The organism is Streptomyces sp. NPDC006140, from assembly GCF_040628815.1.
In the GTDB taxonomy this organism is placed as follows: domain Bacteria; phylum Actinomycetota; class Actinomycetes; order Streptomycetales; family Streptomycetaceae; genus Streptomyces.
In genome coordinates this window covers 1-16,584 of sequence record NZ_JBEXTS010000033.1, presented here as the reverse complement: position 1 = coordinate 16,584, position 16,584 = coordinate 1, and the positions used below count along the sequence as shown (strand labels likewise).

General features: G+C 69.8%; 13 protein-coding genes. 3 read left to right on the top strand and 10 right to left on the bottom strand.

Annotated features, from left to right (window positions below; all coding sequences use genetic code 11):
• The 10 genes from ABZ386_RS41725 to ABZ386_RS41680 all read right to left on the bottom strand — a co-directional run.
• A partial coding sequence (locus ABZ386_RS41725; protein ID WP_358968721.1) for a hypothetical protein occupies positions 1-213 on the bottom strand: 213 nt, incomplete at its 3' end.
• Between the two features lie 44 nt (positions 214-257).
• Positions 258-1,634, bottom strand: a complete 1,377-nt coding sequence (locus ABZ386_RS41720; RefSeq protein ID WP_351347100.1) for a cytochrome P450 — start codon at positions 1,632-1,634, stop codon at positions 258-260.
• Positions 1,631-2,764: a fatty acid desaturase gene (locus tag ABZ386_RS41715; protein ID WP_351347102.1), complete on the bottom strand. Its 1,134-nt coding sequence runs from the start codon at positions 2,762-2,764 to the stop codon at positions 1,631-1,633. The genes ABZ386_RS41720 and ABZ386_RS41715 overlap by 4 nt, the downstream gene beginning before the upstream one ends.
• Entirely contained in the window at positions 2,757-3,251 is a 495-nt protein-coding gene (locus tag ABZ386_RS41710; protein WP_351347104.1) for a hypothetical protein, read from the bottom strand. The genes ABZ386_RS41715 and ABZ386_RS41710 overlap by 8 nt, the downstream gene beginning before the upstream one ends.
• Before the next feature lie 38 nt (positions 3,252-3,289).
• Positions 3,290-6,004, bottom strand: a complete 2,715-nt coding sequence (locus ABZ386_RS41705) for an aminotransferase class III-fold pyridoxal phosphate-dependent enzyme (RefSeq protein WP_351347106.1) — start codon at positions 6,002-6,004, stop codon at positions 3,290-3,292.
• 7 nt (positions 6,005-6,011) lie between these two features.
• Positions 6,012-9,194: a beta-ketoacyl synthase N-terminal-like domain-containing protein gene (locus tag ABZ386_RS41700; protein WP_356506436.1), complete on the bottom strand. Its 3,183-nt coding sequence runs from the start codon at positions 9,192-9,194 to the stop codon at positions 6,012-6,014.
• Entirely contained in the window at positions 9,191-9,451 is a 261-nt protein-coding gene (locus ABZ386_RS41695) for an acyl carrier protein (protein WP_351347110.1), read from the bottom strand. Before ABZ386_RS41695 ends, ABZ386_RS41700 begins: the two co-directional genes overlap by 4 nt.
• 2 nt (positions 9,452-9,453) lie before the next feature.
• The gene (locus tag ABZ386_RS41690) at positions 9,454-11,238 is read right to left on the bottom strand and encodes a fatty acyl-AMP ligase (protein WP_356506435.1); all 1,785 of its coding nucleotides are present in this window, start codon (positions 11,236-11,238) and stop codon (positions 9,454-9,456) included.
• A gap of 7 nt (positions 11,239-11,245) precedes the next feature.
• Positions 11,246-12,244, bottom strand: a complete 999-nt coding sequence (locus ABZ386_RS41685; RefSeq protein WP_351347114.1) for an NAD-dependent epimerase/dehydratase family protein — start codon at positions 12,242-12,244, stop codon at positions 11,246-11,248.
• Complete coding sequence (locus tag ABZ386_RS41680; protein WP_351347116.1) at positions 12,241-13,353, bottom strand: hypothetical protein; 1,113 nt, start codon at positions 13,351-13,353, stop codon at positions 12,241-12,243. The genes ABZ386_RS41685 and ABZ386_RS41680 overlap by 4 nt, the downstream gene beginning before the upstream one ends.
• 451 nt (positions 13,354-13,804) lie before the next feature.
• Here ABZ386_RS41680 and ABZ386_RS41675 point away from each other — a divergent pair, with 451 nt between their 5' ends.
• Genes ABZ386_RS41675 through ABZ386_RS41665 form a run of 3 tightly spaced genes read left to right on the top strand, consistent with a single transcriptional unit; the run spans position 13,805 to position 16,341 of the window.
• Positions 13,805-14,812, top strand: coding sequence for a beta-ketoacyl-ACP synthase III (locus tag ABZ386_RS41675; RefSeq protein WP_351347118.1), 1,008 nt, complete (start codon positions 13,805-13,807; stop codon positions 14,810-14,812).
• Between the two features lie 27 nt (positions 14,813-14,839).
• Entirely contained in the window at positions 14,840-15,106 is a 267-nt protein-coding gene (locus ABZ386_RS41670) for an acyl carrier protein (RefSeq protein ID WP_351347120.1), read from the top strand.
• Positions 15,103-16,341 (top strand): beta-ketoacyl-[acyl-carrier-protein] synthase family protein, encoded by a 1,239-nt coding sequence (locus ABZ386_RS41665; protein WP_351347122.1) that lies wholly within the window; start codon positions 15,103-15,105, stop codon positions 16,339-16,341. The genes ABZ386_RS41670 and ABZ386_RS41665 overlap by 4 nt, the downstream gene beginning before the upstream one ends.
• The last annotated feature ends 243 nt before the right edge of the window (positions 16,342-16,584 follow it).

Sequence of the window (16,584 nt, the reverse complement as noted above, 5' to 3'; positions counted from 1 at the left end):
CCGGCCGTTCTCGACGCGGAAGCCGGTGGGGGCCGCCTGCGCCGGGGTGCTGAGGGAGAGGAAGGAGAGCCCGGGGTGGGAGCGCTGGTGGCTGGTGGTCGGGCAGTTCCCGGCGCCCGCGTGGCGAACACGGCCGGCTGTCGTGCAGGTGCGAGGCTCGGCGTCCGCGGCCGGGGGAAGTCCGCGAACACCGAACCGGTCCCATGCACGCACCGGGCCTTGGCCGGGTCGTCGCCGCCCGCCCGGTGCCGCTTGCCTCAGTTCGTCAGGCAGACCCGCGCCCGTACGCCAGGGCTGGGGCGGAGGTTCACCATCAGGTGGGGGCGGATTCGCTGGCCGGGCAGGAGTTCCACGGTGAGGCGCTGTGCGAGCACCGCGGTCAGCAGGTGACCCTCCATCAGGGCCAGGTGACTGCCGGGGCAGACGTTGCCGCCGGTCCCGAACGGCAGATAGGCGCCCTTGGGCAGGGCCCGCTCCCGGGTCCGCTCGAAGCGGTCCGGATCGAAGGTCTCCGGGTCGTCGAACACCTCGGGCCTGCGGTGCAGACTGTAGGCGTTGATGAAGACCATGGTTCCCTTCTTCACGGTGTACCCACGCAGTGTGGTGTCCCGGACGGCTTGCCGGGGGATCATCGAGGCTGGCGGGAAGAGCCGCATGGCCTCCTTGAACACCTGCGCGCAGAACGGCAGCTCGGACAGGTCCTCGTGGCGTACGGTGCGGCGGCCGACCGCGTTGTCGACTTCCTGACGCACGCGCTCGCGTACCTCGGGATGGGTCGCGAGCATGTACAGCGTCCAGGCCTGGGCGTCGGCCGACGTCTCCTGCGAGGCCCCCCAGGCTGTGAGGGCCTCGTCCAGGAGCAGACTGTCGGGCATCCGGCTGCCGTCTTCGTAACGGGTGTTCATCAGGTCACCGAGCAGGTCGACCGGCTGGGCTTCGTCCTGGGAGGCCCGGCGTTCCTCGATGAAGCGGGAGATCCAGGCCCGGATGGTGTCGATGTTCTGCCGGGCTCGACGGTTGCGCGCGGTGGGGACCCACAAGGGCAGGGGGAACACGCTGGTCAGGGCGTGCATCTCCCACTCGAACGCTTCGGTGATCGCCCGGGCGAGGGCCTGGTTGTCCCGGGAGGAGGAACTGAACAGCAACTGAGTGACGATGTCCATCGTCATCGAGTTCATCTCGGCGACGAGGTCGACCTCGTGCGGCGTCTTCCACTCCGCGATGTACCGCTCGGCCTCGGCCACGATGGTGTCCGCGTACTTCGGCACCTGACGCGGGGAGAGATGGGGCAGGATGATACGGCGCTGCCGGGCGTGCAGAGGCCCCTCGCTGACCAGCAGCCCCTGACCCATGAGCGGGGTGAGCGCACGGGTCTGACGGCGCCCGCGCGCGTAGTCGTCGGCCCGCTCGATGAGCACTTCCCGCACCGTGTCGGGGGTCGAGACGACGATCGCGGGACTGGTGCCGATCCGGAAGCCCGCGATGCCCTCCGGTGCGGTGGCGGACAGACCGGCCAGTGCGGTGATCGTGTCCCGTTGGAGTTGCCTGGCGTGTCCGAGGAACAGCGAGCCACGAGCCTGCGGGGGCGCGGGAGCGGCGGCGTGCTGCAACGGCAGTCGGGGACTGGTGGTCACCGGGCGACCTCTTCCTCGAGAGTGGCGGACGGCCTGCGCGAGGGGAGCAAGGTGCCGGCCTTCTGGTGCGAGCGGGACTCGCGAGCGAGCCGGCTCAGGGACGCGACAAGCCCCGGACTCGCGGTGAGCCGGTAGGCCGAGTCGGCGGGCAGGTTCTCGACGAGCCGCTCGTGTGCCGTCTGGTAGTGGTGATACGGCAGTCCGGGCATCAGGTGGTGCAGGGCGTGCAGCCGTAGGCCGACCGGTGCCCACAGCTCCGTCAGCAGCCGGTGGCGCGGGTGATTGACGGTGTCCATCATCTGCTCGACGACGGACATTTCCTCCTCGTTGCCCAGGTAACGGTGGGCTGCCAGCAGCCGCACCGAGTTGATCACGGCGACGGTCGCGAACAGAGCGCACCACTGCCAGATGCGGCCCACGGACATCACACCGGTCGCGACCAGCGTGAACACGCCTGCGATCCAGACCAGGCAGGCGGCCTCCTGCAGGCGCCAGCTGAGCTTCTCGTCGTCTCGTGGCAGGCGGCCTTCGTAGTCCAGGTCGATCTTCAGCGACGACAGGCGCCGGTAGAGGTAGCGGCGCACGCGAGGCACGAACCACGACACCGGCGTGACCACGCCGAACCGGTAGGGCCCGAACAGGGGCAGGGCCAGCGGCAGGACCAGGAGCCGGATACTCGCCCAGGGAGACATCCGGGCCAACGGGAGGTACTCCGCGTCCTGGCCGGTTCCGTACAGCCGGCGGTTGTGGTGCTCGCCGTGGCAGTCGTACATGAAGACGGGGACGAGCATCGGGATGCCGAAGAGCACGTTCCATCCGGCCCGGAAGCGGTTGAAGGACTTCTTGGCCCGGAAGTGGGCGATCTCGTGGATGAACGCAAAGCACCGGAAGGCCGCGAAGACGGACACGAGGAAGGCGAGCGCGCCGGCCGGGGAAAAGCCGCCCAGTGGGCCGACCGCCCAGAAGGACGCGACGGCCACGGCGTAGGAGCAGAGGAAGTCGGTCCAGTACACGGCCATGCGCGGTTTGAACAGTCCGTGCAGCATCCCGTGGGCCTGCTGCACGGAGAAGTCGCGCATTGCCTGCTGGATGTCCGGAGCCCAGGGTATGTCGGCCACACGCTCAGGCATGCGCGTCTCCTTCCGTACCCGTACGGAACGCGTACTCGCTGTAGTGCCGCCTGACCTTGCGGTGCCGGTGGGTGAACAAGGCGCCCATGGCCCGGTGGAACGGTGCCCGCACCGGGCGCATGTGGGGGCGCAGGAGGTAGGACAGCCGGTCGGTGAGCTGGGCACCACCGGGTATCTCATCGACGATGCGTTCGTGCTGCCAGACCTTGGTGCAGGAGGTTGTGGAGCGTTCCAGGAACCGGCGGCCTTCCTCCCGTTCGGCGATGACGATGTCGTCGAAGTCGATGGGCAGCAACCCGCCGAGGAAGATCCACGACTTGCCCAGCGAGGAGCCGAGCGGCACGTGCCGGATGGAGGGGTCGCGCCGTAGTTCCCGTGGCAACGTCATGCGCATGTACGGCAGCAGTTCCCGGTTGACGCCGCCCATACTGGTGACGTTCCCCCACAGCTCCCGGGGATCGACGCCGGGCAGACGGGAAGTGCGCACCACTTGGTCCCAGGCGGCCGGCAGAGAAGCAGAGTGGCTCATGACCGGGGCCCTTTCCGTACCGCGGCGTCGGTCTCCTGGCCGCCGGATAGGTACAGGCGGAAGCCGAGCCGTTCCGCGCCCTGGCGCAGCGTCCGGACCAGGTCCGGCGAAAGCCTCTCGCCATTGCTGACCACGGGGTCGGCCAAACCGTGCGCCGCGATCATCGTCTCGGCGGTACAGGCGTAGGTGACGCCGTCCGGCAGGCCGAAGGCGATGCCGGTGTCCTGGTCGCCCGGCATACGGATCAGGCCGCCGGCCACGACCAGCACGTCGGGGCGCTCTCGCCGCACCTCGTCGCCCACGTTCGGGGGCTGCGAGACGTCACACACGGCGGCGTGCCGGCGCAGCAGGCCGGGGCGGATGATCTGGTCGGGTGTCGAGGTGGCGGCGAGCACGAGATGCGCGGCGGGCAGGACGGACTCGGCGTCGAGGCTGCCGGTGAGTTCGCCGGTGCCCGCCAGCTCGGCCACCGTCTCGGCCACGGTCGCGCCCCGCTTGCTGCGCAGGGCGACGGCCTGGGCCAGTCCTCCGTGCTCGGGGCCGGGTTCGAGGGATGCCAGGTGCTCCACCACCGCTGTGGCGACGTCGGCCAGCCGCCGCCTGCTGCGCTCCGGGTGCGCCGGGTTGCCGACCAGAGTGATCCGGCCGACCTGTTCGGCCAGCAGCAGACTGGAAGCCCTGCCGATCGCACCGGCGGCACCGAGGACCACGGTGTGCGCGGAACCAGCCGGTGTGCCCTGAGCTTGCGCGGCCTTGAGCAGGCCGTCGACGCCGGCCGCGACGGTGAACGCGTTGCCGGTGGTGACGGGGACGCCGTGATCATCGATGGCGGTGGCGTTCGCGGTGACGATGGATGTGTAGGCCCCGAGGCCTACAAGCTGGGCGCCGCGTCGTACGGCTTCGTCGACGGCCTGCTGTACGAGTTCGGTCGCCTGGTCGGTCGGCATGTCCAGCAGCCGCTGCGCACCGTAAGGCAAGGCGAAGACCTCCCCGTAGGAGGTTTCGCCGGTGTCGGTGTGCACGCGACAGGCGCCGACGAACATGGCTGCGGGCGTGTCGACGTTGCGGCACTGGTTCATCCTGTCGAACAGAACCCGGACCTGTTCGCCACGCAGTGCGAGACGCTGGTCGTAACTGGCGTAGCTGGCCAGGTCGGTGGGGTGGGCGACGAAGGCCCACCGCGGTTCGCCGGGGCGCGGGGTCACGGGCCATGCCGGGGCTCCCTCGCGGGGTGCTGTTCTCTCGGCCGGCGGTCCGGACGGCCGTGCGGTGCCGTCCTCGGCCTCTGCCGCGGGTATGTCGTCCAGGAGGAGGTGGCGGAAGAAGCGCCGGCTGTCGCCGGCCGCGATGACCTCCATCCCCCGGCGCAGGGCGCCCAGTACGGTGTCGCATTCCTCGGCGGAGACCGTGAGCGGTGGTTCGATGCGGAGCACGCTGTTGGAGAAGTAGGTGGGAGCGAGCCGGATGCCCTCGTTGCGCAGGAGGTAGCCGCACAGAAAGCCGGCGAGACCCTCCTGGTCGGCGAGGGAGCGGAAGAGGCCCTGCTCGGGGAAGACCGACGTGTCGGTGGTCAGTTCGACGCCCATCAGCAGGCCTTGACCGCGGACCGCGGTGATCAGGTCGGGATGGTCTGCCCGGATCGCCTCCAGACCGGACCGCAGCTGCTCGCCCCGTTCGGCCGCGGCGCGGACCAGGGCCTGGTCGTTCTCGGTGAGCATGTCGAGAGCGCGCAGGCTGATGCGGGCGCAGAAGGCGTTGCCACCGAAGGTCGAGGTGTGCCGCAGTCCGAAGTCCTCACTCAGGGACGTCTCTCCGAACAGGACGGCGCCCGCGGGGACGACGCCGCCGCCCAGTGCCTTCGCCAGCGGCATGATGTCGGGGACCACGCCGGTGTGCTCGCAGGCGAACAGCCGCCCGGTACGGCCGAGTCCGGTCTGCACCTCGTCGACGACCAGTCGGGCACCGTACTGCGTGCACAGCTCCCTCGCGGCCACCAGGAACGCCTCGGAGGCGGGGTGGATGCCGCCCTCGCCTTGCAGTGTCTCCACCAGGAAGGCGGCGATGCTCTCTCCGCGCTCGGCGAAGAGCGCGGCCAAGGCGTCGATGTCGTTGAAGGGAACGTGGGTGAAGCCGGGCATCGGAACACCGAACGGTTCCTGGTAACGGGGACGGCCCGTGGCCGACAGCGCACCCAGGGTCTTGCCGTGGAAGGAGTTCCTGGTGGCGACGACCATGGGCCGTCGGGTGGCCGCACGGGCCAGCTTGATGGATGCCTCGACGGCTTCGGCGCCGCTGTTGCACAGCCATACCTGGGTGAGTCCCGGCGGAGCCAGGGCCACGAGGCGCTCGGCCAGAGCGGCGGCAGCTCCCTGGATGGAAGGCTGGGTGAGACTGGGTTCCTCCGAGTGCCGGATGGCGTCGATGGCGTCCCAGACACCGGCGGGGTTGTGCCCGAAGGGCAGTGCCCCGTAGGCGCCGGCGAAGTCGAGATAGCCGTTGCCCTGCGCGTCGAACAGCCGGGTGCCGGAGCCTCGGACGTATGCGATGTCGAGGCCGAGGCCGTCGAGAGTTCGGGCGATGTGAGGATTGACGTGTCGCCGGTACTGCTCGCTCGTGGTGTCGCGGGCTGCGATGCTCAGCAGGCGCCGTCGTAGTTCCGCCCTTTTGTCTTCCGTGGTCGGCGGGGCGGTGGTGGGATGCTGGCCGGTCATGTCATTTTCACCAATCTCCGCGGGTTTCGAGGTCGTTCAGCAGACGGGCGACTTCCTCTTCCGACAGTTCGTCGATTCCTTCGAGCGCCTGGCGTGCGTCCTCGGCCGTGGCCACGCTCCGCTCCGGGACGGCGATGCGGTGGGCGATCTGCCGCAGACTGGCCCCTTCGGTGAGCGCCGTGAGCGGGATCGCATGCCCCAGCCGGCTCTCCAGCCGGGTCTTGAGCTCGACGAACGTGACCGACTCGACGTCCAGATTCCGTGTCGGCAGATCGGGATCGATTGCGGTGGCCTCGACCCCTAGCGCGGCCGCCACATGCCGCACCAGGAGGTCGAGGACACCGGCCTGGGAGGAGGCGGCCGCAGAGGAGGTCGTGGGCATCGACGGGCCCTCTGCGGCCGCGGTCCGGGAGGAGTCGCCCGACGGCGACGGAAAAGGCACACCGGGAATCCAGTGGCTGGTGCGCTGCCACGGGTAGGAGGGCAAGGCCGGAACGTGCCGCGCGAAACCCGGGTGCACCGCCTTCCAGTCCACCTCGCAGCCGGACGCCCACACATCGCCCACGGCCGTCCACAGAGCCTGGACCTCGTCCTGCTCACGCCGCAGCGTGGGGACGACGGTCCCGGGCACACCGCGGTCGCGCAGCGCCCGGCGGAGATGGGGAGTGAGCGCGGGATGCGGGCCGATCTCCACGAAACTGGTCACTCCGTCGGCGAGCATCTGCTGCACCACAGGTTCGAACAGCACCGGCCGGGCCGCGTTCGTGGCCCAGTGCTCCGCGTCCAGCGCGGTCCCGGGCAGCTGTGTCCCGGTGGTCGTCGAGTACAGCGGGACGTCCTCCGGGCGGCCGCGCAGTCGCTTCAGAGCCGCCCGCACTTCCGCGGCGGCGGGGCCGTCCAGGCTCGGGCTGTGGAAGGCGTAGTCCGTCTCCAGCGCGGTGAAGCGCCACCTGGCCAGATCCGGCTGGATGTCGTGCACGAGTTCTGCCGGTCCGGCGATGACCACGACATCCGGAGCGTTGTAGGCGGCTATGCCCACCTGCGCGAAACGGTCGTCTCCGGCCGTCGCGGCCTCCAGAACGGCTTGGATCTGCCGTGCCGGCGCGCGCACGGCCAGCATGGCTCCGCCCGCGGCGTGGCGGTGCAGTGCCTCGGAGCGGGCTCGCAGGACCTCCACCGCGTCGACGCGGGTGAGGGCTCCGGCGGCGACGGCTGCTGCTACTTCTCCGAGGCTGTGGCCGGTCACTGCCACCGGGGCCAGGCCCCACGCGCGCAGCCGCTCGGCCAGCGCTGTCTGCACAGCGACGATGGCCACCTGCGCGAACCGGGTGTCCCGGAGCGCCTCGCCGCACCGCGGGCCGGACAGCGTCTCCAGCAGCCGCGGGCCGTTCACGCGTGCCAGGGTCTGGTCCCAGCGCTCCAGCTCCGCCCGCACCGTCGCGTCCCGTTCGGCGAGCCGGACACCCATATGGGGCCACTGTCCCGACTGCCCGGAGAAGACGAAGGCCAGGCGCTGCCGGGATGCCGTGCGGGCGTCGGATTCCAGTCCGGCGCGTGCCCGGTTCAAGGCTCCGAGCAGGTCTTCCGGCCGGGCCGCGACCACGGTCGCGCGCACCGGGTGGTGGGCGCGGCGCCGGGACGCCGCGGCCAGGAACGCCGTCACCTCGGTGGGTGGGCTCTGGCGCAGTGCGTCGGCGACCCGGCCGGCGAACTCGGCCAGGGCTCGGGGAGAACGTGCTGACAGCGGCAGCACGACGGCGCGCTCGGGCGCGGCCGGCTGCCGTGTGCGGGCGGCCCTCGTCGCGGGGAAGGCATCGGGGTGGGCGAGGATCATATGCGCGTTGCTGCCTCCGAAGCCGAAGGAGCTGACAGCCGCGTATCGCCGCTCGGCAGGAGCCCACTGCTGTTCCTCGCGAGCAATGGCGAAACGCCGGCCCTCGAGTTCGATCCGGGGATTGACCCGGTCGACGTTGATCTGCGGCGGTACGGTGCCGTGCCGTAGGGCCCCGAGGGTCTTGAGGACCGATGCCACACCCGCGGCGAACTCCAGGTGCCCCAGATTGGCCTTGACCGAGCCCAGCCAGCAGGTCGGGTCGTCGGCGGTCGCCCCGTAGACCTCGCACACGGCCTTGTACTCCATCGGATCGCCCAACGGGGTGCCGGTGCCGTGCATCTCGACGAAGGTGATGTCCGAGGGAGCGAGCCCGGACGCCTTGAGCGTCGAGTGCAGCAGCGCGGCCTGCGCTGCGGGGGAGGGAGCGGTGAGACCGTTGGTGGCGCCGTCCTGGTTGGTGCCCGAGGCCAGAACGAGCGCTTGGACCGGGTCACCGTCCGCCAGGGCATCGGACAACCGCTTCAACGCGAGGACGCCGCTGCCTTCGCCGCGGACCATGCCGTCCGCGTCGGCGGCGAAGGCCTTGCAGCGTCCGTCCGGGGCCATGGGCAGTGCCCGCCCGGTGAGCGTCATGGACAGCGGGGAGAGGATCAGGCTGACACCGCCGGCGAACGCCTGCCGGCACTCGCCCGTGCGCAGACTCTGGCAGGCGAGGTGCATGGCTACGAGAGAGGAGGAGCAGGCGGTGTCCACGGTGAGGCTGGGACCCTGGAGCCCGAACTCGTAGGAGACCCGGTTGGCGATCAGGCTGCGTGCCGTTCCGGTCACCAGTCGGCTGCCCACCTCCTCACCGGCGGCCAGCGATGCCGTCAGGTAGTCCTGGTGGCCGACGCCCAGGAAGACACCGGTGGGGGTGGCCCGCAGACTCCCCGGGGTCCAGCCGGCCCGCTCCCCTGCCTCCCACACATGCTCCAGGGCGAGGCGCTGCTGGGGATCCATGCGCGCGGCCTCCACCGCGGAGATGCCGAAGAACCCGGCGTCGAACCCGTCGACGTCGTCGATGAGTGCGGCATGCCGGGGGATGCGGGCGAACGCTCCGTCGTCCCAGCCGCTGAAGTCGATGCCGCTCCAGCGTTCGCCCGACAGGGGGCGTACGGTGTCCCGGCCCGTCCGCAGCAGTTGCCACAACTGCTCGGGCGTGCTGACGCCACCGGGCAGCCGACAGGCGGCGCCTACCACCGCGATGGGTTCGCCGTACGCCCGCGAGTCGTTGTGCCAGGCCTGTTCGCCGCCTGTCGCATGCGGTGATGTCTGCTCGCGGGGATCGAGTGTCCCCTCGCTGAGAGGCCCGCTCATGGGGTCCTCCCGGCGAGGTGGCGCGCCAGCTCGACCACCGAAACGTGCTCGAAGAACTCCTCGGTCTCCACCTTGCGGGTCAGTTCCTCCGAAACCCGCTCCGACACGGCGATCAGTCCGGCCGAGTCCAGGCCCAGGTCGGTGAACCGCGCCTGCTGATCGATGCTCGCCGCGTCGACCTCCAAGTCCTCGGCGATGGCCTGGACGAGCACCGCCGCGATGTGTCGCTCCAGATCTGCCAGCTGTGTGTTCTCCACGCTCAAGCTCCTTTGCCGGCCCTGCCGCTGTGCCAGACAGCCAGGGGTGTGAACTCGCCTTCCGCCCAGCGCCGTGAGGCTTCGCGGCGCTGCACCTTGCCGCTGGTCGTGCGCGGTATCGCTCCCGGCCGGAGAACGGCCACAGCGGTCAGGGCAAGGCCGTGCACCTCGGTGACGGCGCCCCGTACAGCCGTGGCAACCGCCTCGTGATCGGCGTCCCGCACGCCATAGCCGCTTGTCTCGGCCAGGAGCACCACGTGGACGGCTTCGGGGTGGTCCGGGTCGGTCACACCGAGGGCGGCCGCCCTGCCGACCGCGGGATGGGCGTCCTCCGCGGTGGCTTCGACGTCCTGGGGATGGTGGTTGACACCGTGGTGGACGATGACGTCCTTGCGACGGCCCACGATGTGGAGCTGGCCCGCATACCAGACGCCCAGGTCACCGGTGCGCAGGTACGGCCGCGGGACCTCGTTCCGGATGCGCGCTCCGAACGTCTCCGCTGTGGCCTGTCCGCGCTTCCAGTAACCGCCCGCCACACTCGGGCCGCTGACCCAGATCTCACCGACCTCACCGTTCGGCATCCGCACGTGCTGCTCCGGATCCACGACGGCGACGTCGGTGTCGTCGGTGAAGCTGCGGCCACAGCCGACGAGCGTGACGGTGGAGCCCTCCCGCACCGGGCGGACCCTGCCGGCCCGCAGGTGCGCAGCGGACACTTCGGTGTATTGGGGTTCGGCCCGGTGTCCGAGCGCCGTGACGCACAGGGTTCCTTCGGCCAGGCCGTAGACCGGCATGAGCGCACTGCGGCTGAGACCGTAGGGGGCGTAGGCCTTGGTGAACTCGTCGATGGTTCTGGGCCTGACCGGCTCGGCGCCGCTGAGTGCGTGCCTCAGCTGGGAGAGGTCCAGGCCCGCACGCTTGTTCTCGGGAACCTTGCGCACGGCTGTCGCGTAGCCGAAGTCGGGCGCGATGGTGATGGCTGCCCCGGTGCGGGAGATCTCCTGCAGCCAGGAGACCGGACTGCGCAGGAACCCGGCGGGCGTGCTCATGTGAACGGACATCCCGGCATACACCGGGTGACAGATCATGCCGATCAAACCCATGTCGTGGAAGAGCGGCAACCAGCCGACAGCGGTCTGCCCCGGTCCGGAACCAAGGTTTCGGGCCAGCCCGGCAGCGTTGTGCACGAGGTTCGCGTGGCTGACCATCACGCCCTTGGGCTCGGAGGTCGACCCCGAGGTGTACTGGAGCAGGGCGAGGTCGTCCGCACCGGCCAGTGGCGTGGACAGTGGTGTGGTGCCGGGAGGCACCTCGGCGCGGGGGTCGAGGAGCAGGGGGTCGAGTCCCGCGTCGGCACTCAGGTTCCGCACCCGGCCGTGCAGGGCGGTGTCGGCGATGACCGCGGCCGGGCGGCAGTCCTCAAGGATGCGACGTGTGCGCAGGTCGTAGTTGCGGCCCGCTCGCGCGGTGGACAGCGCCGGTGGGTGGAAGGTGACGGCCACCGCACCGGACAGCACGCACGCGAAGAAGGCGGCGACGTAATCGAGTCCGTTGGGAAGGGCGATCAACACGAACGGGCGCGCGTCCCTGTCGCCCTTCAGCGAAGCGAGCAGGGTTCCCAGACGCCCGGCCTGCTGGTAGAGGCCGGCGTAGGTGAGGCTGTGGCGAGGGCCGGAGGTGTCGAAGTAGGTGACGGCCGAGCGCTCCGGGCTCTGGTGGGCATGCCGGGCCAGGACATGCCCGAGGGTGTCCTCCTGGGACGCGAGCAAGGGTGATCCGGTGGGCATGGAAAGGTCAGTCCCCCTCGTCGAGCCACCGCGCGACGGCGGCGATGGAGTTGTGCAAGGCAGTGGGACGCAGCCCGAGTTCCTGCTGCGCGCGGGTGGTGTCGTAGTAGAGCTGCCGGACCATCAGTGAGGTGTTCTCCGGCACGATGAAGGGCGTTCGCATCGGTTCCCGGACGAGTGTCCCGATCGCCGCTCCGGCGAGGCCGGCCGCGTGTACGAAGGCGGCGGGGAGTCGCAGGCGCGGTTCCCGGGCGCCGACGACGTGGCAGATCTGACCGATGAGTTCGCGGTACGAGAGGTTGGCGGAGGCCACGATGTACCGACGGCCGTGCTGCCCTTTGGCCATGGCGCTCGACATGCCCTGCGCCATGTCCTCGGCGGCGCACATGGCCAGACCGCCAGGGGGACAGGCGCGGAGGCGGCCGCGCCGGACATTGTCGACGAGCATCGCCCATCCGTATCGGCGGTGGCTGTAGGGGGCGATGACTGCTCCGAGATTGACGAACACCACCTCTGTTCCGGTGGCGTCGGCGGCACTCAGCGCGGCGCGTTCTGCGGAGCGCTTGGTGAGCATGTAGCTGTTCCGGGTCACGGACCGGGCGACGTCGAAGTCCTCGGTGGCGAGTTCACCGGGAGGCGGGTAGCCGATCGCCGAGATGGAGGAGGCGTGGACGACGCGCCGCACCCCGGCCTCGCCTGCGGCACGGACGACGTTGGCAGTGCCTTTGACGTTGACTTCCTCCATGAGGTGGTGGAGGCGGTTGAGGGTGACGGCGATGCCGGCGAAGTGGTGCACTTCGTCGATGTCGCGCATGGCCCGGGCCAGTGCCCGCGGATCACGGACATCGGCGTAGCGCGGCTCGAACTGCCCCTGGTGACGCGCCAGTCCTCCTGGACCGTCCTCTTCCCTCAGCAGGGCGACGATGTCATCACCCGCCTCGATGCGCTCCCGGGCGAATGCCGAGCCGAGGCTGCCGGACGCTCCGGTGATCAGGATGCGGGTCACGGTGACAGGGCCTTTCCGTAGATGCCGTAGGAGCGGGCAGGCGGCGCTTTGGACAGGGCCATGTAGGCGCGGCTCTGCCAGTTGTGCTCATGCACCCAGGTGGTGTGCACCGCCCTGTACGGCGGTACCTCTCCGAGGCCGACGCGCCCGACCTCTCCGGCGAGGACGCGTCCGATGCCGAGTCCGTCGACCTCCGGCCGGACTCCGATCATCAGCACGATGGCGCCGCCGATACGCCGTTTCAGGAACGGGTAGCGAAGCAGGAAGAGCGGGCCCGCCCGGCCATGGGTCGCGGCCAGCACCTCGTTGGCGTCGGCCATCAACATGCTGAAGCCGACGGCACGGCCGTCCAGTTCGACGAAGCGCGTCAGGCGTGGATCGAGGAACCGCCTGATCTCGTCGGTCTGGAAGCCGAGTACCTCCCGGCTCATCGGCACCATGTCGTGGTTGTTGCCGAAGGACGCGCTGAAGAGCTCGTGGATCAGGTCGATCTCCTGCTCCCAGCGGGAAGGGTCGAGGCAGCGCACCCGCAGCCGGTGCCGTCTGGCCATGGCCTCCCCGCGACGCGCCAGCCGCCGCAACTGCTCGCCGTCCCGGTCGGCGTACCAGCTGTAGGTGTCCATCCGGAAGTCGATCTCGAGTCCTGCGGCCGTGAGCAGGTCCGCGTAGTAGCGCGGGTGGTGAGGCTGGAACGCGGCGGGGCGGGTGTCGTGGCCGTGGGTCAGGAGCCCGAACTCCTGGGTGGAGCAATAGGAGTGGGGGCCGGTCAGGCGTGTCATACCGCGTTCGCGCACCCAGTGCGCGGCGGTGTCCAGCAAGGCGCCGGCCACCTCTTCGTCGTCGACCGTCTCGAACCAGCCGAAGTAACCGTGCCGGCCGAACCTCTGGACATGCGCCGGGTCCACGCCTGCGGAGATGCGTCCCACCGTGCGGCCGCCGGCGCCCCGGGCGATGAAGTGCTCGACCTGCGCCTCACGGAGGTAAGGATTCCGCCGCGGATCGACGAACTTTCGCAGATCCGTGGTGAGCGGCGCGATCCAGTTTCGATCGTGCCGGTGAAGCCGGATCGGAAGCTTGAGGAAGGCGTCCATCATACGACGGCCACGCACAGGAAGAACGGAAACCAAGATGCATTCCTTAATGAATCATCCGAGCGTTTCGAACCCCCGGAGTGAACGCAAAAGGCGATGCTGCCGGCCTTTACCTGCCTTGTATCCGGACGGTCGAAATCAGGCCTGCCGACGACACTGAAACGCATGAAGAGTCAAACTGAGCGAGTACGCACGACGCAAGAAGTTCGGGAGTCCTGCTGCCCGGCTACCACAAACTCGCTGGTCAGAGCCTTGCTAATGAAATCCATTTTCATCTAGAGAGGTGGTAATGAAACTCATGTTCATCAAGGGGGAGCTTACTTTCAGGCATTGCCGTGCGCTCCGCTCGAGTGCTACCGTCCTTTTTCATCGACCATATTTCGTGCACTCTTCAGCCTTCTCGTCCTGCATATCGAGCCCGTTCTCATGCGGAACGAAACCCTCCACCAACGCCAGAAAGAGGCTGACAATGCAGCCGACTGCCGTACTCTGTGGAATTGGCACTTCATTACCCGATCGCGTGGTCACCAATGACGATCTGGCTGCGCGCCTCGACACCTCCGATGACTGGATCCGCACCCGTACCGGCATCCACGAGCGGCGCGTCGTCGATCCGGGCACCGCCACGGGAGACCTCGCCTACGCGGCCGCGCAGGGGGCACTCAAGTCCGCCGGCTCGGCCGAGGTGGACCTGGTCATCCTGGCCACCACCACCCCCGACCACCCATGCCCGGCCACGGCACCCCACGTAGCCCACCGCCTGGGCCTGTCAGGCATCCCCGCCTGGGACCTGGGAGCGGTCTGCAGCGGCTTCGTCTACGGGCTCGCCTGCGCCTCCAGCTTCGTGCGCTCGGGCGCGGCCGGCAGCGTCCTGCTCATCGGCGCCGACACCTACTCCACCATCACCGATCCCGACGACCGCAGTACCCGGGCCATCTTCGGCGACGGTGCGGGCGCGGTCGTGGTACGAGCGGGAACCGCCGCCGAGAACGGCGCGATCGGCCCCATAACGCTGGGCAGTGACGGTTCGCTGAAGGACACGATCCTCGTCGATGCCGGCGGCTCACGCCGTCCGCTGTCGGGCGACTGCCGCACTACTGAGGGCCGGTACTTCGCCATGCGGGGCAGGACCGTTTTCCGGCACGCCGTCGAGCGCATGGCACACAGTGCCGAACAGGTACGGGACGAAGCCGGCTGGAGTGCGGGGGACGTGGACTGCCTGGTGGCGCACCAGGCCAACGCCCGCATCGTCCACGCCGTCGCCGAGCGCATGCAACTGCCCCGCGAACGCTGCGTCCTCAACATCGAGCGGCTCGGCAACACCGCCGCCGCGTCCATACCGCTCGCGCTGGCCGACGCCACCGGATCCGGCCGGCTGCGCCCGGGCAACAGAGTCCTCCTCACCGCCTTCGGCGGTGGGGCGACATGGGGGGCAGCTGCCCTCACCTGGCCCGATGTCACTCCCGTGGCCATCTGATCACACCAACGAAACCGGAGGAGAAACATGACATCCATACCCGTCCAGTCCGTGCGCGAGCAGATGATCGCCCTCCTGACCACTCGCTTCGGGCTGGAGGAGACATCCGTCTCACCTGATATGACGTTCGGCTCGATGGAGCTGGACTCGCTGGCGATCGTCGAGTTCTCCGTCGCTCTCCAGGAGGACTTCGGGGTGCCGGTCGGCGAGGACGAGTTCACCGCCGAGCACACCGTCGACGACGTGGCCGCTCTGATGGCCGGCAAGCTGACGGCGCAGGACCCGGTCGGATGACGGCAGCCGCCAACCGGCCCTTCCGTGCGGCGGTCACCGGTTTCGGCATGGTGACCGCCGCCGGTATCGGCGCTGCCGCGACCTGGGAAGCCCTCCTCGCTGGCCGGTCCACCGCCGCTCGTGTACCCGAACTCGCCGGAATGCCGGTCGACTTCGCCTGCAAGGCCCAGCAGTTCGACGGCGACGCCCTTCTGGGACGACGTGTCGCCTGGCGGCTCGACCGCAGCACGCAGATGACGATGGTCGCGACGACCGAGGCACTCCAGTTGGCCGGTCTCGATCCCGCGGAGTGGGACGGCGCGCGTGTGGGCGTGGTGATCGCCACCGCTCTCGGCGGCATGACGACATGGGATCGCGAGTACGCCCGCCTCGCGGAGCGCGGTCCCGGTGCGGTCTCGCCGCTGCTGATTCCCATGGCGGCGGTCAACATGACAGCCGGTCAGGTGGCCGCCGCACACGGGGCCAAGGGCCCCAACTTCGCCGTGGCGACAGCCTGCGCGTCCGGCACCACGGCACTGGGAGCCGCACGCGACCTGCTGCGGACGGACCTGTGCGACATCGTCATCGCCGGCGGCACCGAGGCCAGCATCACGCCCCTGGTCGCGGCCGCCTTCGCCAAGATGGGCGCACTGTCTTCCAGGACCGACGATCCGGCAACCGCCTCCCGCCCCTTCGACGCGGCGCGTGACGGCTTCGTTCTCGCCGAGGGCGCTTCCGTCCTCGTACTCGAACGCCCCGAGCACGCCCGCGCCCGCGGCGCCCGCCCGTACGCGTTCCTCAGTGGCTACGGTTCGTCGGCGGACGCCGGTCACGCCACGCGCCCCGACCCCGACGGGCGGGGTGCGGAGGTGGCTCTGCGCGGCGCTCTGGCGGACGCGGGCCTGGTCCCGGACGACGTGGACCACGTCAACGCCCACGGCACGTCGACTCCGCTGAACGACGCGGTGGAGTCGATGGTCACTCATCGCGTGCTGGGTGAGCGCCCCGCTGTCACCTCGATCAAGGGGGTGACGGGCCACTGCCTCGGTGCGTCCGGCTCTCATGAGGCGATAGCCACAGTGCTCTCCCTGCACCACCAGGTCGTGCCGCCGACGGCCAACGTCGAAGAGCTCGACCCGCAGGTGCAGGTCGACGTGGTGACGGACAAGCCGCGGCAGCTGCTGATGGGCGCCGCGGTGAGTCATTCCTTCGGCTTCGGGGGGCAGAACGCCGTCGTTGCCTTCACCAGCGCCTGATCCGAGCATCACCCGCACGCCGGAGGAGAGGGCCGGCGGACATCTCGTCCGCCGGCCCTCTCGTATGCCCTGCCCCGGCCGCAGACGCCGGTCGTGCGTGCCTGCATGCGCAGTCGACGTGTCGGCGCCCGGTCGGGCACAGCCCGGACGCAGACCCCCGGCACAGACGCGTGTGCCCGTCCACCAGACGTCCCCTGGCGGACGGGCACACGCCCGGGACGGTCGCCCGGCCGCGGATCCGGC

Excerpts from the sequence above, each read along its gene's own strand:
- ABZ386_RS41715 (WP_351347102.1), bottom strand. The coding sequence starts at position 2,764 with ATGCCTGAGCGTGTGGCCGACATACCCTGGGCTCCGGACATCCAGCAG.
- ABZ386_RS41705 (WP_351347106.1), bottom strand. The coding sequence starts at position 6,004 with ATGACCGGCCAGCATCCCACCACCGCCCCGCCGACCACGGAAGACAAA.
- ABZ386_RS41700 (WP_356506436.1), bottom strand. The coding sequence starts at position 9,194 with ATGAGCGGGCCTCTCAGCGAGGGGACACTCGATCCCCGCGAGCAGACA.
- ABZ386_RS41690 (WP_356506435.1), bottom strand. The coding sequence starts at position 11,238 with ATGCCCACCGGATCACCCTTGCTCGCGTCCCAGGAGGACACCCTCGGG.
- ABZ386_RS41675 (WP_351347118.1), top strand. The coding sequence starts at position 13,805 with ATGCAGCCGACTGCCGTACTCTGTGGAATTGGCACTTCATTACCCGAT.
- ABZ386_RS41670 (WP_351347120.1), top strand. The coding sequence starts at position 14,840 with ATGACATCCATACCCGTCCAGTCCGTGCGCGAGCAGATGATCGCCCTC.
- ABZ386_RS41665 (WP_351347122.1), top strand. The coding sequence starts at position 15,103 with ATGACGGCAGCCGCCAACCGGCCCTTCCGTGCGGCGGTCACCGGTTTC.